This window comes from Streptomyces sp. NPDC041135 (genome assembly GCF_055592085.1).
Genome location: NZ_JBVIYZ010000012.1, coordinates 76,591 through 93,942, shown reverse-complemented (window position 1 = coordinate 93,942; position 17,352 = coordinate 76,591). Strand labels below are relative to the sequence as shown.

Below are 17,352 nucleotides of genomic sequence, written 5' to 3'. Positions count from 1 at the left end.
GTCACGGTCGTCCCCGCAGGGTGTCCTCCAGCTTCCGCGCCACCGCCGACGCCTCCCCGGCCGGCAGCGGCGCCCCCTGCGCACCGGTGACGTAGAAGGCGTCCACGGCGTTGGCGCCGAGCGTGCTGACATGGGCGCTGCGCATGCGCACCCCGGCGTCGTCCAGGACCCGCCCGATGCGGAAGAGGAGGCCGGGGGCGTCCTGGGCGCGGACCTCGATCACCGTGGCGTGCCGGGAGGCGGCCGGGTCCACCGTGACGCGCGGGGGCGGGGCCACCCAGCCGCGGCGGCGCGGGTAGGCGGCGTCCCGTTCGGTGAGGCGGGCGGCGATGTCCAGGGTGCCGTCCAGGGCCCGGACCAGGTCGGCGCGGAGCCGGGCGGCCTGGGGCAGGGAGCCGTACTCCGCGGCCACCCGCCAGTCGAGCAGCAGCACCGAGCCGTCGTCGACGTCGTCGGGCAGGCGCAGGGTGCGCAGTTCGGCGGTGCGGACGGTCAGGCGGTGCACCGCGAGGACGCCGGCGACCGCGGGCAGCACGCCGGGCTGGTCCGGTACGGCGATGAGCAGTTCCACGCCGAGCGGTTCGGGGGCGCCGGCGGGCTGGTCCTCGCCGGGCGGTGCCGGTTCGGTCTGGGCGCGCAGGGAGAGGACGGGGCCGCCGGTGCGGAACGCCTCGATGGCGAGCCGTTCCTGCTCGGCGGTGGGCGCGGCGGGTTCCGGCTCCTCGGGGGCGTCGCCCGCGAGCACCGCGGAGACCCGTTTGACCAGGTCGGCGACGAGGGAGCCGCGCCAGGAGGACCAGGCGGCGGGGCCGGTGGCCAGCGCGTCGGCCTCGGTGAGGGCGTGCAGCAGTTCCAGGGTGCTGTGGGTGCCGACCGCCTCGGCGACCGCGCGGACGGTGGCCGGGTCCTCCAGGTCGCGCCGGGTGGCGGTCTCGACGAGCAGCAGGTGGTGGCGGACCAGTGCGGCGAGGACGGCCACCTCCGTGCCGTCGAAGCCGATCCGCGCGGCGACGTCCTTGACGATGATCTCGCCGGCGACGGAGTGGTCGCCGGGCCAGCCCTTGCCGATGTCGTGCAGCAGGGCGGCCACCAGGAGCAGGTCGGGGCGGCTGACGCGGCGGGTGAACTCGGAGGCGCGCACGGCCGTCTCGATGAGGTGCCGGTCGACGGTCCACACGTGCACGGCGTTGCGCTGGGGGCGGCAGCGCACCCGCTCCCAGTCCGGCAGCAGCTGGGTGATGAGGCCCTCGGCCTCCAGCGCCTCCCAGACGTCGACGGTCGGGCGGCCCGAGCCGAGCAGGGTGACCAGCTGTTCGCGGGCCTCGGCGGGCCAGGGCGTGGGCAGCGGGCGCGCGGTGGCGGCCAGGCGCCGCACCGCGTGCAGCGAGAGCGGCAGGCCGGCCTGGGCGGCGGCGGCCGCGGCGCGCAGCGGCAGGACGGGGTCGCGTTCGGGGCGGGCGACGCGGGCGAGCACCACCTCGCCGTCCTGTTCCACCACTCCCTCGGCCAGCGGGGAGCGCTCGGTGACGGACTTGCCGCCGCCGAGCATGGCGCGCAGCCGGGGCCGTACGGCGCGCGAGCGCAGCACCCGTCCGACCTCCCGCCAGGTGACGTCGCTGGCGTAGGAGACGACGCGTGCCGCCTCGTACACCTGGCGCAGCAGGGTGTCGGCGTCGAGCAGGCCCAGTTCGGCCGCGACCTGGTCCTGTTCCTGGAGGGCGAGGCGGTCGGTGGCGCGTCCGGTGGCCAGGTGCAGGGCGTCGCGTACGTCGAGCAGCCGGCGCCGGGCGTCGGCGAGGCCCTCGCGGGGGGCGTCGGCGAGCCAGGACGCGGCGACGGCGCGCAGCGCGGTGGCGTCGCGCAGTCCGCCCCGGGCCTCCTTGAGGTCGGGTTCCAGCAGGTACTGCAGTTCGCCCTGCCGTTCGGCGCGCTCGGCGCACAGCTCCTGGAGTTCGGGCAGGCGCCTGGGCGCCTGGTTGCGCCAGTCGGCGAGGACAGCGGTGCGCAGTGCGGCGGTCAGGGTGAGGTCCCCGGCGAGGTGGCGCGCGTCGAGCAGGCCGAGGTGGACCTTGAGGTCCTCCCCGGCGGTCTTCCTCGCCTCCGCCGGGGTGCGCACGGAGTGGTCGAGGGCGAGGCCGAGGTCCCACACCGGGTACCAGAGGCGGTCGGCGACGGCGGCGACGGCCTTGGGGTCGCTGCCGTCGTGCAGCAGGAGGAGGTCGAGGTCGCTGCGCGGGGACAGCTCGCTGCGGCCGTAGCCGCCGACGGCGACGAGCGAGACGCCCTTGACGGGCTCGCGGCGCTCGTCGCCCTGGCGCCGGCCGGCCCCCTCGCCGGTGGTGGTCGCGGCGGTGGCGGCGGTGAACAGACCGGTCAGCCAGTCGTCGGTCAGTCCGGCCAGGGCGGTACGGCGCGGCGGCCCGGACCGCGTCCCCTCGGTGAGGAGGCGCAGCCGGGCCGCCGCGTAGCCGCTGGGTCCCGAGTCCTCTGCGTCATTACGGAGATCCGTGCTCGTCACCCAGCGACTCCTGTTCTGTGTGCCTGCCTCAGAGCGCGTCGGGCCCGCGCTCGCCGGTACGGACCCGTACGGCCGTCTCGACGGGGAGGGACCAGACCTTCCCGTCACCGATCTTGCCGGTCCGGGCCGCCTTGACGACGACCTCGATCAGCTGCTCGGCGTCGTCGTCCTCGACGAGTACCTCGATGCGGATCTTGGGGACCAGGTCGACGGTGTACTCGGCACCGCGGTAGACCTCGGTGTGTCCCCGCTGACGACCGTAGCCGCTCGCCTCGGTGACCGTCAGTCCGTGGACGCCGAACGCCTGGAGGGCTTCCTTGATCTCGTCGAGCCGGTGGGGCTTGACGACGGCGGTGATGAGCTTCATGCGTCCACCTTCTTCGCCTGCGTGGCGGCCAGGGCCGGTCCGGCGGCGGACGCGACGACACCGCCGCCCGCGCCGCTGAAGTCGTATGCGGTCTCGGCGTGCTCGGCCTGGTCGATGCCGGAGACCTCCTCGTCCTCGGTGACCCGCATGCCGATGGTCTTGTCGAGGAGGAAGGCGAGGACCGCGGAGGCGGCCATCGAGTAGGCGAGGACGGCGAAGACGCCCGCGCACTGCTTCCACAGCTGGTCGGCGTTGCCGCCGTAGAACAGGCCCTTGACGTCGGACTGGCCCTTGCCGCTGGCGAAGAAGCCGATCAGCAGGGAGCCGATGACACCGCCGACCATGTGGACGCCGACGACGTCGAGGGAGTCGTCGTAGCCGAACCGGTACTTCAGGCTCACGGCCGCGGCGCAGGCGACACCGGCGATGGCGCCGACGGCGATCGCGCCGAGCGGGGTGACCGCGCCGCCGGAGGGCGTGATCGCGACCAGGCCGGCGACGGCGCCGGAGGCGGCACCGAGGGTGGTGAAGGCGCCGTGGCGGATCTTCTCGTAGATCAGCCAGGCGAGCATCGCGGCACCGGTGGCGACCTGGGTGTTGACGAACATCAGCGGGCCGACGCCGTCGTCGTTGCCGAGCCAGGAGCCGGCGTTGAAGCCGAACCAGCCGAACCACAGCAGACCGGCGCCGAGCATGACCAGCGGGAGGCTGTGCGGGCGCATCGGGTCCTTCTTGAAACCGACCCGCTTGCCGATGACGAAGATCACGCCGAGCGCGGCCGCACCGGCGTTGATGTGCACCGCCGTACCGCCGGCGAAGTCGATGACGCCGAGTTCGAAGGCCCAGCCGCCGGTGCCCCACACCCAGTGGGCGACCGGGAAGTACACGACCGTGACCCACAGGGCCAGGAAGACCGCCCACGCGGAGAACTTCACCCGGTCGGCGAGGGCGCCGCTTATCAGGGCCGGGGTGATGATCGCGAACATCAGCTGGAAGACGGCGAAGACGAAGGTCGGGATGGTGTAGCCCGGCCACAGGTCCATCTTGTCGATGCCGGAGAAGCCGACGAAGTCGGACGTCCAGCCGACGAGGGAGCCCTTGTCGGTGCCGAAGGCCATGGAGAAGCCGTAGAGCACCCACAGGACGGTGACGATCCCGAGGCTGATGAAGCTCATCATCAGCATGTTCAGGGTGCTCTTGACCCGGACCATGCCCCCGTAGAAGAAGGCAAGACCCGGCGTCATGAGCATCACCAGGGCGGAACAGATGAGCATGAAGCCTGTGTTGGCGGACGACAGTTTGGGTGCGTCCGCCGCAAGCATGATGGCTGGTGCCATCGGCGTCTCCTCGTCGGTTGGTACGGCCCCGTGCGGGCGAAGCCTGAGCGGTCCGGTCAGTGAGGGGTGGGCCGGTTATGCGCCATGAGATTGGCGCAGCGCCGTTTCCGTGGAAGCCCCTCGTTGTTTCGCCGGGGTGACGAAGGCGCCTGGCGTGTTACGCGTCCATGAACTGCCGGATACCGTGCGTGGCGATCGTTATCGTGACGCAACCATGGCAGAAGCCGGCCGCGGCGGCCTCTCCGGTGACCTGGCATGGGGGAGCCGAGTCGGACTGTTCGGGAGGACCGGCCGCGGCCGGGGCTTGGCGGGTTTTCCGCGGTCTGCCGGGGCTCAGACGGCCTCGGCGCTCTCCGGCAGGTCGACGGCGAGCTTGTCGGTGAGGTCGACGACCTGGGCCAGGTCGCCGAAGTCGCGCACGGCCGTGTCGACCGTCTTTCGGATACGGGTGTTCACCCGTTCGGAGCGCACCTTCCTGGCGATGTCCATCGCCCGTGAGGCGTAGGCCGTGCTCTGCTCCGGTTCGCGGCGCAGCAGGTGCACGGTGGCCATCCCGATGAGGTTCAGCGCGTACGACCGCTGGTGGTCGCTGTCCTTGGCGAACAGGTCGACGGCCCGCTGCATCAGGGGCTCGGCCAGGGAGGCGTAGGTGGGGCTGCGGCCGGCGACGTAGGCGAGGTCGCGGAAGGAGTGCGAGTTCTCGCCGTGCAGTTCGGCCTCGGAGAAGAAGCGGATCCAGTCGGGGTCCGGCTCGTCCCACTCGTCGGCCTCGGCGAAGGTGTCCTCGGCCATCCGGACCGCCCGTTTGCACTTGCCGGGCTGGCCCATGTTGGCGTAGGCGCGGGCCTCCATCGCATACAGCATGGACTGGGTGCGCGGGCTCGCGCAGTCCCGGCTGCCGTACTGGGCGAGGTGGATCAGCTCCAGGGCGTCGTCGGGCCGGCCGAGGTGGATCATCTGGCGGCTCATCGAGGACAGGACGTAGGAGCCCAGGGGCTTGTCGCCGGCTTCCTTGGCGGCGTGCAGGGCGAGGACGAAGTACTTCTGGGCGGTGGGTTGCAGGCCCACGTCGTAGCTCATCCAGCCGGCCAGTTCGGCCAGTTCCGCGGCGACCCGGAACAGCTTGCGGGTGGTGGCCTCCGGCTGCGGTTCCTGGAGCAGGTCGGTGACCTCGTGCAGCTGACCGACGACCGCCTTGCGGCGCAGGCCGCCGCCGCACTGGGCGTCCCACTGGCGGAACATCACCGTGGTGGTCTGCAGCAGGTCCAGCTCGGGCCCGGACAGCCGGCCCGGGCGGCGCGGTTCGAGGACGGGGTCGCCTTCGCGGCGCGCGGCGGGGGCGGACGGCGAGGGCACCAGCCAGCGCTGCATCGGCTCGATGAGGGTGGGTCCGGCGGACAGCGCCAGCGAGGTGCCGAGGAAACCGCGGCGGGCGAGCATCAGGTCGCTGCGGGAGAACTCGCTCAGTAACGCCACCGTCTGCGGGCCCGTCCAGGGCAGGTCGACGCCGGACGCGGAGGGTGACTGGCGGGCGGCGCGCAGGCCGAGGTCCTCGACGGAGACGACGCAGCCGAACCGCTCGGAGAACAGCTCGGACAGGATCCGCGGGATCGGCTCGCGCGGGTTCTCCCCGTCCAGCCAGCGGCGCACCCGCGAGGTGTCGGTGGAGATGTGGTTGGCTCCCAGCTGGCGTGCTCTGCGGTTGACCTGCCGGGCCAGCTCGCCCTTGGACCAGCCGCTGCGCACGAACCACGAGCCGAGCAGCTCATTGGGGCGCTTGTCAGCGTTCGTCCCGCCACCGCCGTTGCCGCCCACTGGAACGCCCCCAATCCTCAGACCGCTTGTCACCGAGTGCGCCAAGCCCTATCAGAATGCCTGTCGACAGGGCCGCCCGTCCGCCACTTCTCAGCCTTCGAACGAATCGGCGCCTTGCCTCCGGCATACCCATGAGCGCATGTGCCCTCAGGCCTCGCGCACTCACAGTAATCCTACGATCACCCGTCCGGCCACGGCGATCCTGGAAACGCCACCATTCGCCACCCCAACGAATGAACTCAACGTCGCCTCGGCGCGATTCACTTGACATAGGACGACCGGAAGTGAGCGGAGCGGTGCACGCAGGGGCGCGCGCCGCCGGACGCACCACCCAGGGCACATCCGGGCGCCGCCCTGGGACCGCGGACACGCGGGAAGGCAGAGCCAGAGCGTCACGTTCCGCTTCCGAACCGCTCCGCGTCGTAACCACCGGCAGGCCGGACCCGTTGGAGGGGGCATGGGCTTCACGATCGGCGGCATGCGCGAGATCCGCACCGGCACACGTCGGCGGGGCCGCACCTCCGAGTGCACCGCGGTCGCCGAGTTCACCGGGCTGTGGGGCTGGGACGTGGCACTGGGCGCGCGGGCCGCGGGCGGCGCGTGCTCCTGCGGCCGGGCGGACTGCGACGCGCCCGGCGCACACCCCCTCGACTTCGCGCCGCGGGTCCCGGCCGGCGCCACGCTGGACGCGGTGACCCGGGCCTGGGCGGAGTTCCCGGGGGCCGCGGTGCTGCTGCCGGTCGGCCGCGCCTTCGACGTCATCGAGGTCGCCGAGCCCGCCGGGCAGCGCGCCCTGGTCCGCCTCGAGCGCATGGGCCTGCCCCTCGGCCCGGTCACCGCCACTCCGGACGGCCGCGCCCAGTTCCTGGTGGCCCCGGGCGCCGCCGCGCAGCTGCCGCAGCTGCTGTACCGCATGGGCTGGGACGACCCGGCCTCCCTGGACCTGCGCGGCCTCGGCCCGGGTACGTACATCACCGCCCCGCCCTCCGACCGGGGCGGCCTCGGCCCGGTGCGCTGGCTGCGCCCGCCCGCGCTGGACTCGGTGTCCAAGCCCCCGGCGGCCCGGCTGCTGCTGGGCACCCTGGCCTACGTGGCCCACCGGTCGCGGGCCTAGGGTCGCCACCCTCGGAGCAGGTGCGACGACCCGTCCACGAGGGCCCGGCCCGGCCCCGCACAGCGAAGCGCCCGTCCCCGACTGCACCTCGGGGGCGGGCGCTTCTTCCGCGTGTGCCGCGGGCCCGCGGACGGCGGTCCGTCGCGGGCGCGGCGGGTGTCAGTCGCCGATGAGGGCGTCGACGAACGCCTCCGGCTCGAACGGCGCCAGGTCGTCGGCGCCCTCGCCCAGGCCGACCAGCTTGACCGGGACGCCCAGCTCGCGCTGGACCGCGATCACGATGCCGCCCTTGGCGGTGCCGTCCAGCTTGGTCAGCACGATGCCGGTGATGTTGACGACCTCGGCGAAGACCCGGGCCTGGACCAGCCCGTTCTGGCCGGTCGTGGCGTCGAGGACCAGCAGCACCTCGTCCAGCGGCGCGTGCTTCTCCACCACGCGCTTGACCTTGCCCAGCTCGTCCATCAGGCCGGTCTTGGTGTGCAGGCGCCCGGCGGTGTCGATGAGCACCACGTCGACGCCCATCTCCTTGCCCTCCTTGACCGCGTCGAAGGCGACGGAGGCCGGGTCGCCGGCCTCCGGCCCGCGCACGGTGTAGGCGCCCACGCGCTCGCCCCAGGTCTGCAGCTGGTCGGCGGCGGCGGCCCGGAAGGTGTCGGCGGCGCCGAGCACGACGGTGCGTCCGTCGGCCACCAGGACGCGGGCCAGCTTGCCGGTGGTGGTGGTCTTGCCGGTGCCGTTGACGCCGACGACCATCACGATCCCGGGCTTGCGGTCCTCGGGCTCGGTCCGCACGGTGCGGTCGACGTCCGTGCCGATCAGCTTGAGCAGTTCCTCGCGCAGCAGGCCGCGCAGCTCCGCGGTGCTGCGGGTGCCGAGCACCTTCACGCGCTCGCGCAGCCGCTCGACCAGCTCCTGGGTGGGCAGCACGCCGACGTCGGCGGTGAGCAGCGTGTCCTCGACCTCCTCCCAGGTGTCCTCGTCGAGGTGCTCGCGGGACAGCAGCGTGAGCAGTCCCTTGCCCAGGGCGTTCTGCGAGCGGGACAGCCGGGCCCGCAGACGGACCAGCCGGCCCGCCGTGGGCTCCGGGATCTCGATCGGGGGCGCTTCGAACTCGGGGCCGGCCGGGGGCTCCTCCACGACGACCGGTGCCGGGCCGCCCGGAAGATCCACCTCCTCGATCGTCCGGCGCGGCTCGTCGCGCGGCGTCTCGGCCTCGTCGCCGACGTGCGGCTCGGCCGGGGGCGCGGTGATGTCGGGCGCGGCGGGCGGCGGCGGGGGCAGCGGCTTCTTGCGCCGGCTGCCGACGATGAGCCCGCCGAGCGCGCCGAGCACGACCACGGCGATGACTACAGCAAGGATGATGGTTTCCATAACCCATCCAGTATGCGCGACCCCTCCCGGCGCGGACCGCTCCCGGCACGGCCGAACGGGGGCGGCGCACCCGGCCCCCCTGACACCCCGTCAGCCAGGCCGGGTCCCCGCACGCCGGCACCGGCCCGGGCGCGTACGACACCGCCGCCCCCGCTCCGGTGGTGCCGGAGCGGGGGCGGCGGAAGGTACGAGGAGAGGGGCAGCGGGGACTTGGCCCTTCTCCTCGAGTCCGTGGGCCCCGGGATCGGGACCGTGGGTCGCGGAGCGGGGCTCAGCCCATCTCCTCCAGGGTCTTGCCCTTGGTCTCCTTGACGAACTTCAGGACGAAGGGGATGGAGAGCGCGGCGAAGACCGTGTAGATCACATAGGTGCCGGAGAGGTTCCAGTCGGCCAGCGACGGGAAGCTCGCGGTGATCGCCCAGTTGGCGATCCACTGGGCGGCGGCGGCCACGCCCAGCGCGGCGGCGCGCAGCCGGTTCGGGAACATCTCGCCGAGGAACACCCAGACGACCACGCCCCAGGAGAGGGCGAAGAAGAGGACGAAGACGTGCGCGGCGACCAGGGCGACCCAGCCCTGGGTGGCGGGCAGCTTGCCGCCGACCAGGTCGTAGGAGAAGGCCCACGCCTCCAGCGCCAGGCCGACGACCATGCCGACCGAGCCGATGAGGGCGAGCGGCTTGCGGCCGACCCGGTCCACGAAGATCATCGCGATCACGGTGCCGACGATGTTGATGATCGACGTCGTGAAGGAGTAGAAGAACGAGTCCGTCGGGTCGACGCCGACCGACTGCCACAGCGTCGAGGAGTAGTAGAACGCGACGTTGATGCCGACGAACTGCTGGAAGACCGACAGGCCGATGCCGACCCAGACGATCGGCTTGAAGAAGAAGCCGCCGCCGAGCAGGTCCTTGAAGGTGGACTTGTGCTCGCTCTTCATGGCCAGCTCGATCTCGCTGACGCGGGCGTTCAGGTCGACGTCCTTGCCCTCGACCTCGGCCAGGATCTCGCGGGCGCGCTCGCGCTTGCCGACGGAGAGCAGGAAGCGCGGGGACTCGGGGATGGCGAAGGACAGCAGGCCGTACAGCACGGCGGGGACCACCATGACGCCGAGCATGACCTGCCAGGCCTCCAGGCCCATCAGCTCGCCACGCTGGTTGCCGCCGGCGGCGTTGAGCAGGCCCCAGTTGACCAGCTGCGAGATGGCGATGCCGACGACGATCGCGGCCTGCTGGAAGGAGCCGAGGCGGCCGCGGTAGGCCGGCGGGGCGACCTCGGCGATGTAGGCGGGGCCGATGACGGAGGCCATGCCGATGGCGAAGCCGCCGACGATGCGCCAGAAGGCGAGGTCCCACAGCGCGAAGGGCAGCGCGGAGCCGACGGCGCTGATGGTGAACAGCACGGAGGCGATCTGCATGCAGCGGATGCGGCCGATGCGGTCGGCTATCCGGCCCGCGGTCGCGGCGCCGATCGCGCAGCCGATCAGCGCGATGGCGATGACCTGGGCCAAGGCCGCGGACCCGACGTCGTAGCGGGACCGGATGGCCTCGACGGCACCGTTGATCACGGAGCTGTCGTAGCCGAAGAGGAATCCGCCCATCGCGGCCGCCGCCGCGATGAAGATGACGTGCCCGAGATGGTCGGGGTGAGCCGTTCTGGCTCCTGACTGGGGTGCCTGCGCTGTGCTGGTCACGAATAACTCCTCGGGCCACCGGCAACGCTGCCGGGGGTGGGGGTGAGCCCTGTCATGTTCAAGTGGCGCACAAGGTCACGCCACTCACACCTGAAGGTAAAAGCAACGTTGCAGAGACTATGCCTTCAAGTTTCGAAGTCAATAGTTCAACTAATGTGAATTTTTCGATACAGCGAGTCAGCTTTCGTTAAGTTCTTGAAGGCATAGGCCAACTAACCTGGCGTCGCGGGGAGCTGACGTCAGCGGCAGCCGACGTCAGCGCAGCCGCTGGCTGATGACCTTCGACACACCGTCACCTTGCATCGAGACGCCGTACAGGGCGTCGGCCACCTCCATCGTGCGCTTCTGGTGCGTGATCACGATCAGCTGCGAGGCCTCCTGCAACTCCTGCATGATCCGGATCAGCCGCTGCAGGTTGGTGTCGTCCAGCGCCGCCTCGACCTCGTCCATCACGTAGAACGGGCTCGGCCGCGCCTTGAAGATCGACACCAGCAGCGCCACCGCGGTCAGCGACCGCTCACCGCCCGAGAGCAGGGACAGCCGCTTGACCTTCTTGCCCGGCGGACGCGCCTCGACGTCCACGCCCGTGGTGAGCATGTTGCCGGGGTCGGTGAGCACCAAACGTCCCTCGCCGCCGGGGAACAGCCGGCCGAAGACTCCCTCGAACTCGCGCGCGGTGTCCCGGTAGGCCTCGGTGAAGACCTGCTCGACGCGCTCGTCGACCTCCCTGACCACCTGGAGCAGGTCGGCACGGGTCTTCTTCAGGTCCTCCAGCTGCTCGCTGAGGAACTTGTGCCGCTCCTCCAGGGCCGCGAACTCCTCCAGCGCCAGCGGGTTGACCTTGCCGAGCTGCTGGTAGGCGCGCTCGGCGGCCTTCAGCCGCTTCTCCTGCTCGGCGCGGACGAAGGGGCGGGGCCGGTTGCGGGGGTGCTCGGGGTCCTCCGGCAGTTCCTCGTCCTCGGCGGGGAGCGAGGCGGGCACGAGCTGGTGGGGACCGTACTCGCTGACGAGCCCCGCCGGTTCCACACCGAGTTCCTCCAGAGCCCTGGTCTCCAGCTGCTCGATGCGCAGCCGCTTCTCTGCTCCTAGTACCTCGCCCCGGTGAACTGAATCCGTCAGCTTGTCGAGTTCCGCCTTCAGCTCGCGCCCGGCGCCGCGGGCCGCGGCCAGTTCCCGCTCCCGCAGGGCCTTGGCGGCCTCGGCCGCGGCGCGCTCCTCCTGCGCCCTGCCCACGGACACCTCGACGTGCGCGAGGAGCTGGCGCGCACCGGCGGCCACGGCGCGCGCCACGGCCGCCTCGTGCCGCAGCCGGGCCTGCCGCTGCTCGGCACGCGCGCGTGCCTCGCGTTCCGTGCGCGCCGCCCGGTCCAGGGAGTCCGCCCGCCCGGCCAGTGCCTTGACCCGCTCCTCGTGGGTACGGACCTGGAGGCGGGCCTCCATCTCGGTCTGCCGGGCGTTGGCGCCGTCGGCGGCGAGCCGGTCCCGTACCGAGGTGTCCGGCTCCTCCTCGGCCGGCATCTCCTCGGCGACCGTCAGCCGCTCGGCCAGCTCCTCGGCCTCCTCGACGGCCCGCTCCAGCGCCTCCTGCGCCCGCGCCGCGGCCGCCGTGGACCGCTCCGCCTCCCCGGCCGCGCCCCGCGCCTGCCCGGCGAGCCGCCCGAGCTGCTGGGCCACGGCCGACTTCTCCCGCTCCGCGGCCCGGCGCCGCTCCCCCAGCTCCTCGACGAGCGCGGCGCACTCCTGACGGCGCGCGGCGGCGGCGTGCTGCGCCGCGGCCAGCTCCTCGCAACGCACCGCCAGCTCGGCCAGCTCGGCCGCCGCCTCGTCGACGGAGGCCTGCACCTCCAGGAGGCTGGGCGCCCCGGCGGAGCCGCCGTGCGCGAAGTGCGCGCCGAGCAGATCGCCCTCGGTGGTGACGGCGGTCAGCCCGGGCCGGGCGTGCACCAGGTCCTCGGCGTCCTCCAGCGTCGCGACGACCACGATGCCCCGCAGCAGCCGGCGCACGGCCGGCATCAGCTCGGCGGGCCCCCGCACCAGATCAGCGGCGAAGGGCGCCCGCCCGTCGCCGCCGGGGCCGCTGCCCGGGCCGCCGGCCCGCGGGTCGGCGAGGGCCGGCGGGTCCTCCGGGGCGTCCGTCAGGAGCAGGGCGGCCCGGCCTCCGTCCAGCTTGCGCAGCAGCCGGATCGCCTCGGCCGCCGCGGCCGGGGTGGTCACGGCGACGGCGTCCGCCGCCGCGCCGAAGGCGGCGGCCAGCGCCACTTCGTAGCCGGGGGTCACGGTCAGCAGCTGCGCCGCCGGGCCCAGCACCCCGGTGATCCGGTCCCGGGCGGCCAGCAGTGTCCCGGTGCCGTCCTTGCGCCGCAGGCCGAGCGACAGCGCGTCGTGGCGGGCCTGGGTCGCGGCGCGCCGGCGTTCCGCCGCGGTGACCGCCTCCCGGGCGGCGGAGTGGGCGGCCGCCGCCTCGGCCAGCTGCCGCTCGGCGTCCTCGTGCCGCTCGGCCAGCTCGGCGTCCCCGGCGTCCAGGCCGTCGACCTCGGCCCGCAGCGCCTCGTACTCCTCCTGCGCCGCTTCCGCCCGCTCCCGTGCCTCGTCCCGGGCCGCGGCCAGCCGGTCGATCTCGGCCTGTGCGGAGGCGGCGCGGGAGCGGGCGGCGTTGACCTGACCGCTGAGCCGGGCCAGGCCCTCGCGGCGGTCGGCGATGGCCCGGGCGACGTCCTTCAGCCGGCGCTCCTCCAGGGCGAGGGCCCGCTCCAGCTCGGCCCGGTGGGCGACGGTGTCGTCCAGGGCGTGCTGGGCCGCCTCCAGGGCGGCTGTCAGCTCGGCCTCCTGCTCACGGACCCGGGCGGCCTCGCGCTCCAGGTCCTCCGGGTCGCGGCCGCGCCGTTCCTCGGGGGGCGCGGAGGTGGCGCTCATGACGCGGGCGTCGGCCAGTGAGACCGTGCCGCGCACCCGCTCGGCCAGCTGGGACAGCTCGTACCAGGTCTGCTGGGCGCGCTGGACGCGCGGGGTGAGCCGGCGCACCTCGTCCTCCAGCAGGGTCTCGCGCTGCAGGGCCCGCTTCAGCTCGGCCTCGGCGGCTTCCCGGCGCGCCTTCAGCGCCGCCTCGTCGGCGACCTCGGCCCGCAGCGCCTCCCGCAGCCGTACGAGGTCGTCGGCGAGCAGCCGCAGCCGGGCGTCGCGCAGGTCGGCCTGGATCACGGCGGCCCGGCGTGCCACCGCCGCCTGCCGGCCCAGCGGTTTGAGCTGGCGGCGCAGCTCGTCGGTGAGGTCCTGCACGCGCGCGAGGTTGGCCCGCATCGCGTCCAGTTTCCGCAGCGCCTTCTCCTTGCGTTTGCGGTGCTTGAGGACTCCGGCCGCCTCCTCGATGAAGGCGCGGCGGCCCATGGGGTCGGCGTGCAGGACGGAGTCGAGCTGGCCCTGGCCGACGATGACGTGCATCTCGCGGCCGATGCCGGAGTCGGACAGCAGTTCCTGGATGTCCAGCAGGCGGCAGGTGTCACCGTTGATCTGGTACTCGCTGCCGCCGTTGCGGAACATGATCCGCGTGATGGTGACCTCGGCGTACTCGATGGGCAGCGCGCCGTCGGAGTTGTCGATGGTCAAGGAGACCTCGGCGCGGCCCAGCGGCGGGCGCCCCGTGGTGCCGGCGAAGATGACGTCCTCCATCTTGCCGCCGCGCAGCGACTTGGCGCCCTGCTCGCCCATGACCCAGCTGAGCGCGTCCACGACGTTGGACTTGCCCGAGCCGTTCGGTCCGACGACGCAGGTGATGCCCGGCTCGAAGCGGAGCGTGGTCGCCGACGCGAACGACTTGAACCCGCGCAGGGTCAGGGCCTTGAGGTGCACGCCGCTGGACTCTACCCGGCGCCGCTATCTCACTCCATGAACGTTGGCAACCCCGCGGTTTCGTCAATGAACGCGGAGGGCAGACCAGACGGTGAAGACAGTGAAAGGATGCGGGGGAAAGAAAGAAGGGACGCCGAAGCGTCCCTTGCAAATCTGACAACTGAGCGGTTGTTACGGGCAGCCCAACCGCTGCGTGTGCCGTTGTGGAGCGTTGCAGCGATCAGGTGAGCGCGGGCTCCGCCTGGTGTGCGTCGATGCTCTCCATGATCCTGTCGTGAGAAGCGGCAGCCGCCAGCGCTTCGTTCTCCGCCTGGATCCGTACGAGCTCGGATTCCAGGTCCTGGACGCGCTGCTGGAGCCGTCGCATCTCGGCGAGGAGTCGCGGGTCGGAGCCGCCGACGTAACCGAGAAGCGCCTTTGCCATGATGGATGGTCCTCCACAATGAGTGACCGACCGATGCGGTGTGGGTCGTGAGGGATTCGCACCCGCGGTGCTTGGCACGCTCGAGTGGTGCTCTGCTATTGATTCATGCCAAACAGCTAAGGTGCGCGGGGCTTTCAGCGTCTCACCAAAAAGTTTGACGGTCAACACGATCACGCCCCGTATTGGGGGGTGAACCGGGGGCACGCGGCCGGGAACGGCGGCGCGGCGACTCCTGCGGAGCCCCCGGGGCGTATCGGTGATCCTTCCCTGCGGAGCCTGCCACGGCAAGCGGTTCTTGGCAACCACCAGGTCAATTGCGTTCCGCGCACGTGCCGGTGGCAGTTCGCCGGCGCCGGCCGGGGGTGCCGGGCCGGTGGGGTCAGCGGATGACGAAGCCCTCGTAGCCGCCCCTGGGTGTGTCCCAGATCTCGGTGACGCCGTCCACGTGTCCGGGCGTGTCGCCGCCCTGGAGCCACTGCAGCAGCCCCTCGCAGCCCTGTCGCGGGCCCTCGGCGACGACCTGCACCCGTCCGTCGCCCAGATTGAGAGCAAAACCACTCAGGCCGCCGATCTCCAGCGCCTTGGCACGCGTGAACCAGCGGAAACCCACACCTTGGACGCGTCCGCGCACCCAGGCGACCAGCCGTACTTCCTCGTTCATGGCTGCAACCTAACCGGCCGATGTCACTCGGGACACTTCCTCCCCGGGCGTCATGCGGTACCGTCCCGACCCAATGAATCGCATATGAAACTCGCTCGATCGAGTGAGTCGGGTCGACCAGAAGGAGTCACGGGCCTCCGCAGCGAGGACGGCCCCTGGTCGGTCGCGAGGACGAGGAAGAAGGCAAGGACATGGGACGCCACCGACGCTCCGCCGCCGGCCGCGCCACGGGGGCCGCGCCGCACCCTTCCGTCACGGACGGCGACGGCCCGCCGGCCCGGTACGCGGGTGAGCGGGCCCCGATGGGCATCGCCCCGTACCTGAACCCCGAGGCGTACGCCGAGACCAACGCCAGGGCCGCCGCCTATCTGTACTCCGCGCCGCGGTTCGCGGACCCCGCGGGCTCCGGCCGGCCGGAGCACCTCACCGCGGCCGGCGGCCCCGAGGACGTGACCAGCACCGCCCGCATCGAGGACTTCAGCAGCCCCTCCGACCCGCGGGACTTCGCCGCGGCGGGTGGTGCGCCGGACTTCGCCACGGCCGTCTTCACCGCCGACGACTTCGGCCCGCTCGCCGGACCGGCCGATGGTTCCGGGTCCGGTTCCGGTCACGGGCACCGGCGCCGGAAGAAGGCCGCGCGGCCGGTGCGCACCGGGCTGCTCGGCGTCTCCGCCGCCGTCGCCCTCGGCACGGTCGCGGTGGCCACCGGCGTCGTGCCGGGCCTGGAGAACTACAAGCTCGGCGGCGGCACCAGCGCCGGCCCCGGTGACCTGGTGCAGGCGGCGGGCTCGCCCAGCAACACCGCCAGCGGCCAGGGCGGCACCTCCGGCAGTGCCGACGGCCGCGCCGGTGGCTCCTCGACCAGCCGGGACGCCCAGCGCTCGGCCTCCCCCGCGCCGTCGGCCCCCGCCTCCTCGGCGGCCCCCTCCTCCTCGCCCTCCCCGTCGAAGACGGCGACCGCGAAGCCGAAGCCCACCGCCCAGCCGACCCGGACGGCCGCCCCGTCGGCCCCCGCGGCGACGAAGGCACCGGCCAGGACGTCCGCGCCGGTGACGGTGTCGGCGCAGGCCGCCGCCGAGGCCGAGGTGCTGAAGCTGGTCAACGACGAGCGGGCGAAGGTCGGTTGCAGCGCGCTGTCGGCCAACTCCGCGCTGACCGGGCTGGCGGAGTCCTTCAGCCAGGACATGGCCGACCGGGGCTTCTTCGACCACACCGACCCGGACGGCGCCACGCCGTGGGACCGGGCGGCGAAGGCCGGCATAGCGGACCTCGGCGGCGAGAACATAGCCCGCGGGCAGGCCGACGCGGCGGCGGTGATGGACGCCTGGATGCACAGCCCCGGCCACCGCGCCAACATACTGAACTGCGACTTCAAGACCCTCGGCGTCGGCGTGCACCTGGCCCCCGGCGGCCCGTGGTGGACGCAGGACTTCGGTTACTGACAGCCGCAGATCAAGCCCTGGGAACCGTCCTGGGCCGTCCGCGGGCCGCCGGCCGGCCCGGCGCGGCCCGGGACACTCGGCCGCTCAGGCCGCGAGGCGGCCTCGGGTGAAGGTCTTCGCCGTCTCGGCGACCCGGTGACCGAGGTGCTCGGCCGTCGCCACGTCCGCCTTGTGGACGGCCTCGGGGCCCTCGTCGACGTTGGTCTGGGCGGCGGCGCCGGCGAAGAAGCCGAGGCGGTTGAGGTCGTTCTCGGAGGCCTCGCTGCTGTTCCAGCCGGGGTGCAGACCCAGGTTGACCCAGTGCATGCCGTGCTGGGCGGCGAGGATCTGGAAGAACTGCAGGGTGTGCAGCTTGTCGCCGCTCTTGGAGCCGGAGTTGGTGAAGCCGGCCGCCAGCTTGTCCTTCCAGTCCTGCCCGAACCAGCGCTTGGAGGACGCCTCGGCGAAGACGTGGAAGGCGCCGGAGGCGGTGCCCATGTACGTGGGCGAGCCGAACACGATCGCGTCGGAGCGGTCCAGCAGCTCCCACTGCGCGTCGGTGATCTCGTCCACCGCGATCAGGTGGACCTCGGCGCCGGCCCGGGCGGCACCGGCCCGGACGGCCTCGGCCAGGACGGCGGTGTGGCCGTGGCCGGAGTGGTAGGCGATGGAGACGACGGGGCTGGTCACGGTGGGTACTCCTCGGACGGTCCTCGGACAGCGGTGACTGCTCGGACGACGGTGACTGCACGGACAGCGACGAACCGTTCGACAGCCTGGCCCGCTCG

Annotated in this window: 12 protein-coding genes; 2 read left to right on the top strand and 10 right to left on the bottom strand. The window is 72.7% G+C overall.

All coding sequences use genetic code 11. The features are described from left to right. Position 1: 1 nt before the first annotated feature. The 4 genes from ACZ6CZ_RS25685 to nsdA all read right to left on the bottom strand — a co-directional run bounded on the left by ACZ6CZ_RS25685 (position 2) and on the right by nsdA (position 6,037). Positions 2 to 2,518: a [protein-PII] uridylyltransferase gene (locus tag ACZ6CZ_RS25685; protein WP_469025434.1), complete on the bottom strand. Its 2,517-nt coding sequence runs from the start codon at positions 2,516 to 2,518 to the stop codon at positions 2 to 4. 28 nt (positions 2,519 to 2,546) lie between these two features. Next, positions 2,547 to 2,885, bottom strand: coding sequence for a P-II family nitrogen regulator (locus ACZ6CZ_RS25680; RefSeq protein ID WP_392201172.1), 339 nt, complete (start codon positions 2,883 to 2,885; stop codon positions 2,547 to 2,549). Further along, positions 2,882 to 4,222 (bottom strand): ammonium transporter, encoded by a 1,341-nt coding sequence (locus ACZ6CZ_RS25675; protein ID WP_469025431.1) that lies wholly within the window; start codon positions 4,220 to 4,222, stop codon positions 2,882 to 2,884. Before ACZ6CZ_RS25675 ends, ACZ6CZ_RS25680 begins: the two co-directional genes overlap by 4 nt. A 333-nt stretch (positions 4,223 to 4,555) precedes the next feature. Next, on the bottom strand, positions 4,556 to 6,037 hold the full coding sequence (nsdA, locus tag ACZ6CZ_RS25670; RefSeq protein ID WP_469025429.1) for a transcriptional repressor NsdA: 1,482 nt from the start codon (positions 6,035 to 6,037) through the stop codon (positions 4,556 to 4,558). 457 nt (positions 6,038 to 6,494) lie between these two features. Between nsdA and ACZ6CZ_RS25665 the strand changes: the two genes are divergently transcribed. Next, positions 6,495 to 7,151, top strand: coding sequence for a bifunctional DNA primase/polymerase (locus ACZ6CZ_RS25665; protein WP_469025426.1), 657 nt, complete (start codon positions 6,495 to 6,497; stop codon positions 7,149 to 7,151). Between the two features lie 159 nt (positions 7,152 to 7,310). Here the strand turns inward: ACZ6CZ_RS25665 and ftsY are convergent, their stop codons facing one another. From ftsY to ACZ6CZ_RS25640, 5 genes are all read right to left on the bottom strand, one after another. After that, positions 7,311 to 8,522, bottom strand: coding sequence for a signal recognition particle-docking protein FtsY (gene ftsY / locus ACZ6CZ_RS25660; protein ID WP_469025424.1), 1,212 nt, complete (start codon positions 8,520 to 8,522; stop codon positions 7,311 to 7,313). A 271-nt stretch (positions 8,523 to 8,793) separates the two neighbouring features. After that, positions 8,794 to 10,212 carry a sugar porter family MFS transporter gene (locus tag ACZ6CZ_RS25655; RefSeq protein ID WP_469025422.1) on the bottom strand — a complete coding sequence of 473 codons (1,419 nt, stop codon included), beginning with the start codon at positions 10,210 to 10,212 and terminating at the stop codon, positions 8,794 to 8,796. A 255-nt stretch (positions 10,213 to 10,467) separates the two neighbouring features. Continuing rightward, complete coding sequence (gene smc / locus ACZ6CZ_RS25650) at positions 10,468 to 14,058, bottom strand: chromosome segregation protein SMC (protein ID WP_469025419.1); 3,591 nt, start codon at positions 14,056 to 14,058, stop codon at positions 10,468 to 10,470. Positions 14,059 to 14,278: 220 nt separating this feature from the next. After that, a complete protein-coding gene (locus ACZ6CZ_RS25645; RefSeq protein WP_232032133.1) occupies positions 14,279 to 14,482 on the bottom strand; it encodes a hypothetical protein in 204 nt (67 codons plus the stop codon). 379 nt (positions 14,483 to 14,861) lie between these two features. After that, positions 14,862 to 15,143 (bottom strand): acylphosphatase, encoded by a 282-nt coding sequence (locus ACZ6CZ_RS25640; protein WP_469025416.1) that lies wholly within the window; start codon positions 15,141 to 15,143, stop codon positions 14,862 to 14,864. Between the two features lie 191 nt (positions 15,144 to 15,334). On the opposite strand from ACZ6CZ_RS25640, the gene ACZ6CZ_RS25635 reads away from it, so the two are divergent. Further along, complete coding sequence (locus ACZ6CZ_RS25635; protein ID WP_469025414.1) at positions 15,335 to 16,585, top strand: CAP domain-containing protein; 1,251 nt, start codon at positions 15,335 to 15,337, stop codon at positions 16,583 to 16,585. An 84-nt stretch (positions 16,586 to 16,669) separates the two neighbouring features. On the opposite strand, the gene ACZ6CZ_RS25630 is transcribed toward ACZ6CZ_RS25635, so the two are convergent. Further along, the gene (locus ACZ6CZ_RS25630) at positions 16,670 to 17,254 is read right to left on the bottom strand and encodes a flavodoxin family protein (RefSeq protein ID WP_469025412.1); all 585 of its coding nucleotides are present in this window, start codon (positions 17,252 to 17,254) and stop codon (positions 16,670 to 16,672) included. Between the last annotated feature and the right edge of the window lie 98 nt (positions 17,255 to 17,352).

Excerpts from the sequence above, each read along its gene's own strand:
- ftsY (WP_469025424.1), bottom strand. The coding sequence starts at position 8,522 with ATGGAAACCATCATCCTTGCTGTAGTCATCGCCGTGGTCGTGCTCGGC.
- ACZ6CZ_RS25635 (WP_469025414.1), top strand. The coding sequence starts at position 15,335 with ATGGGACGCCACCGACGCTCCGCCGCCGGCCGCGCCACGGGGGCCGCG.
- ACZ6CZ_RS25645 (WP_232032133.1), bottom strand. The coding sequence starts at position 14,482 with ATGGCAAAGGCGCTTCTCGGTTACGTCGGCGGCTCCGACCCGCGACTC.
- ACZ6CZ_RS25675 (WP_469025431.1), bottom strand. The coding sequence starts at position 4,222 with ATGGCACCAGCCATCATGCTTGCGGCGGACGCACCCAAACTGTCGTCC.
- ACZ6CZ_RS25640 (WP_469025416.1), bottom strand. The coding sequence starts at position 15,143 with ATGAACGAGGAAGTACGGCTGGTCGCCTGGGTGCGCGGACGCGTCCAA.
- ACZ6CZ_RS25665 (WP_469025426.1), top strand. The coding sequence starts at position 6,495 with ATGGGCTTCACGATCGGCGGCATGCGCGAGATCCGCACCGGCACACGT.
- ACZ6CZ_RS25680 (WP_392201172.1), bottom strand. The coding sequence starts at position 2,885 with ATGAAGCTCATCACCGCCGTCGTCAAGCCCCACCGGCTCGACGAGATC.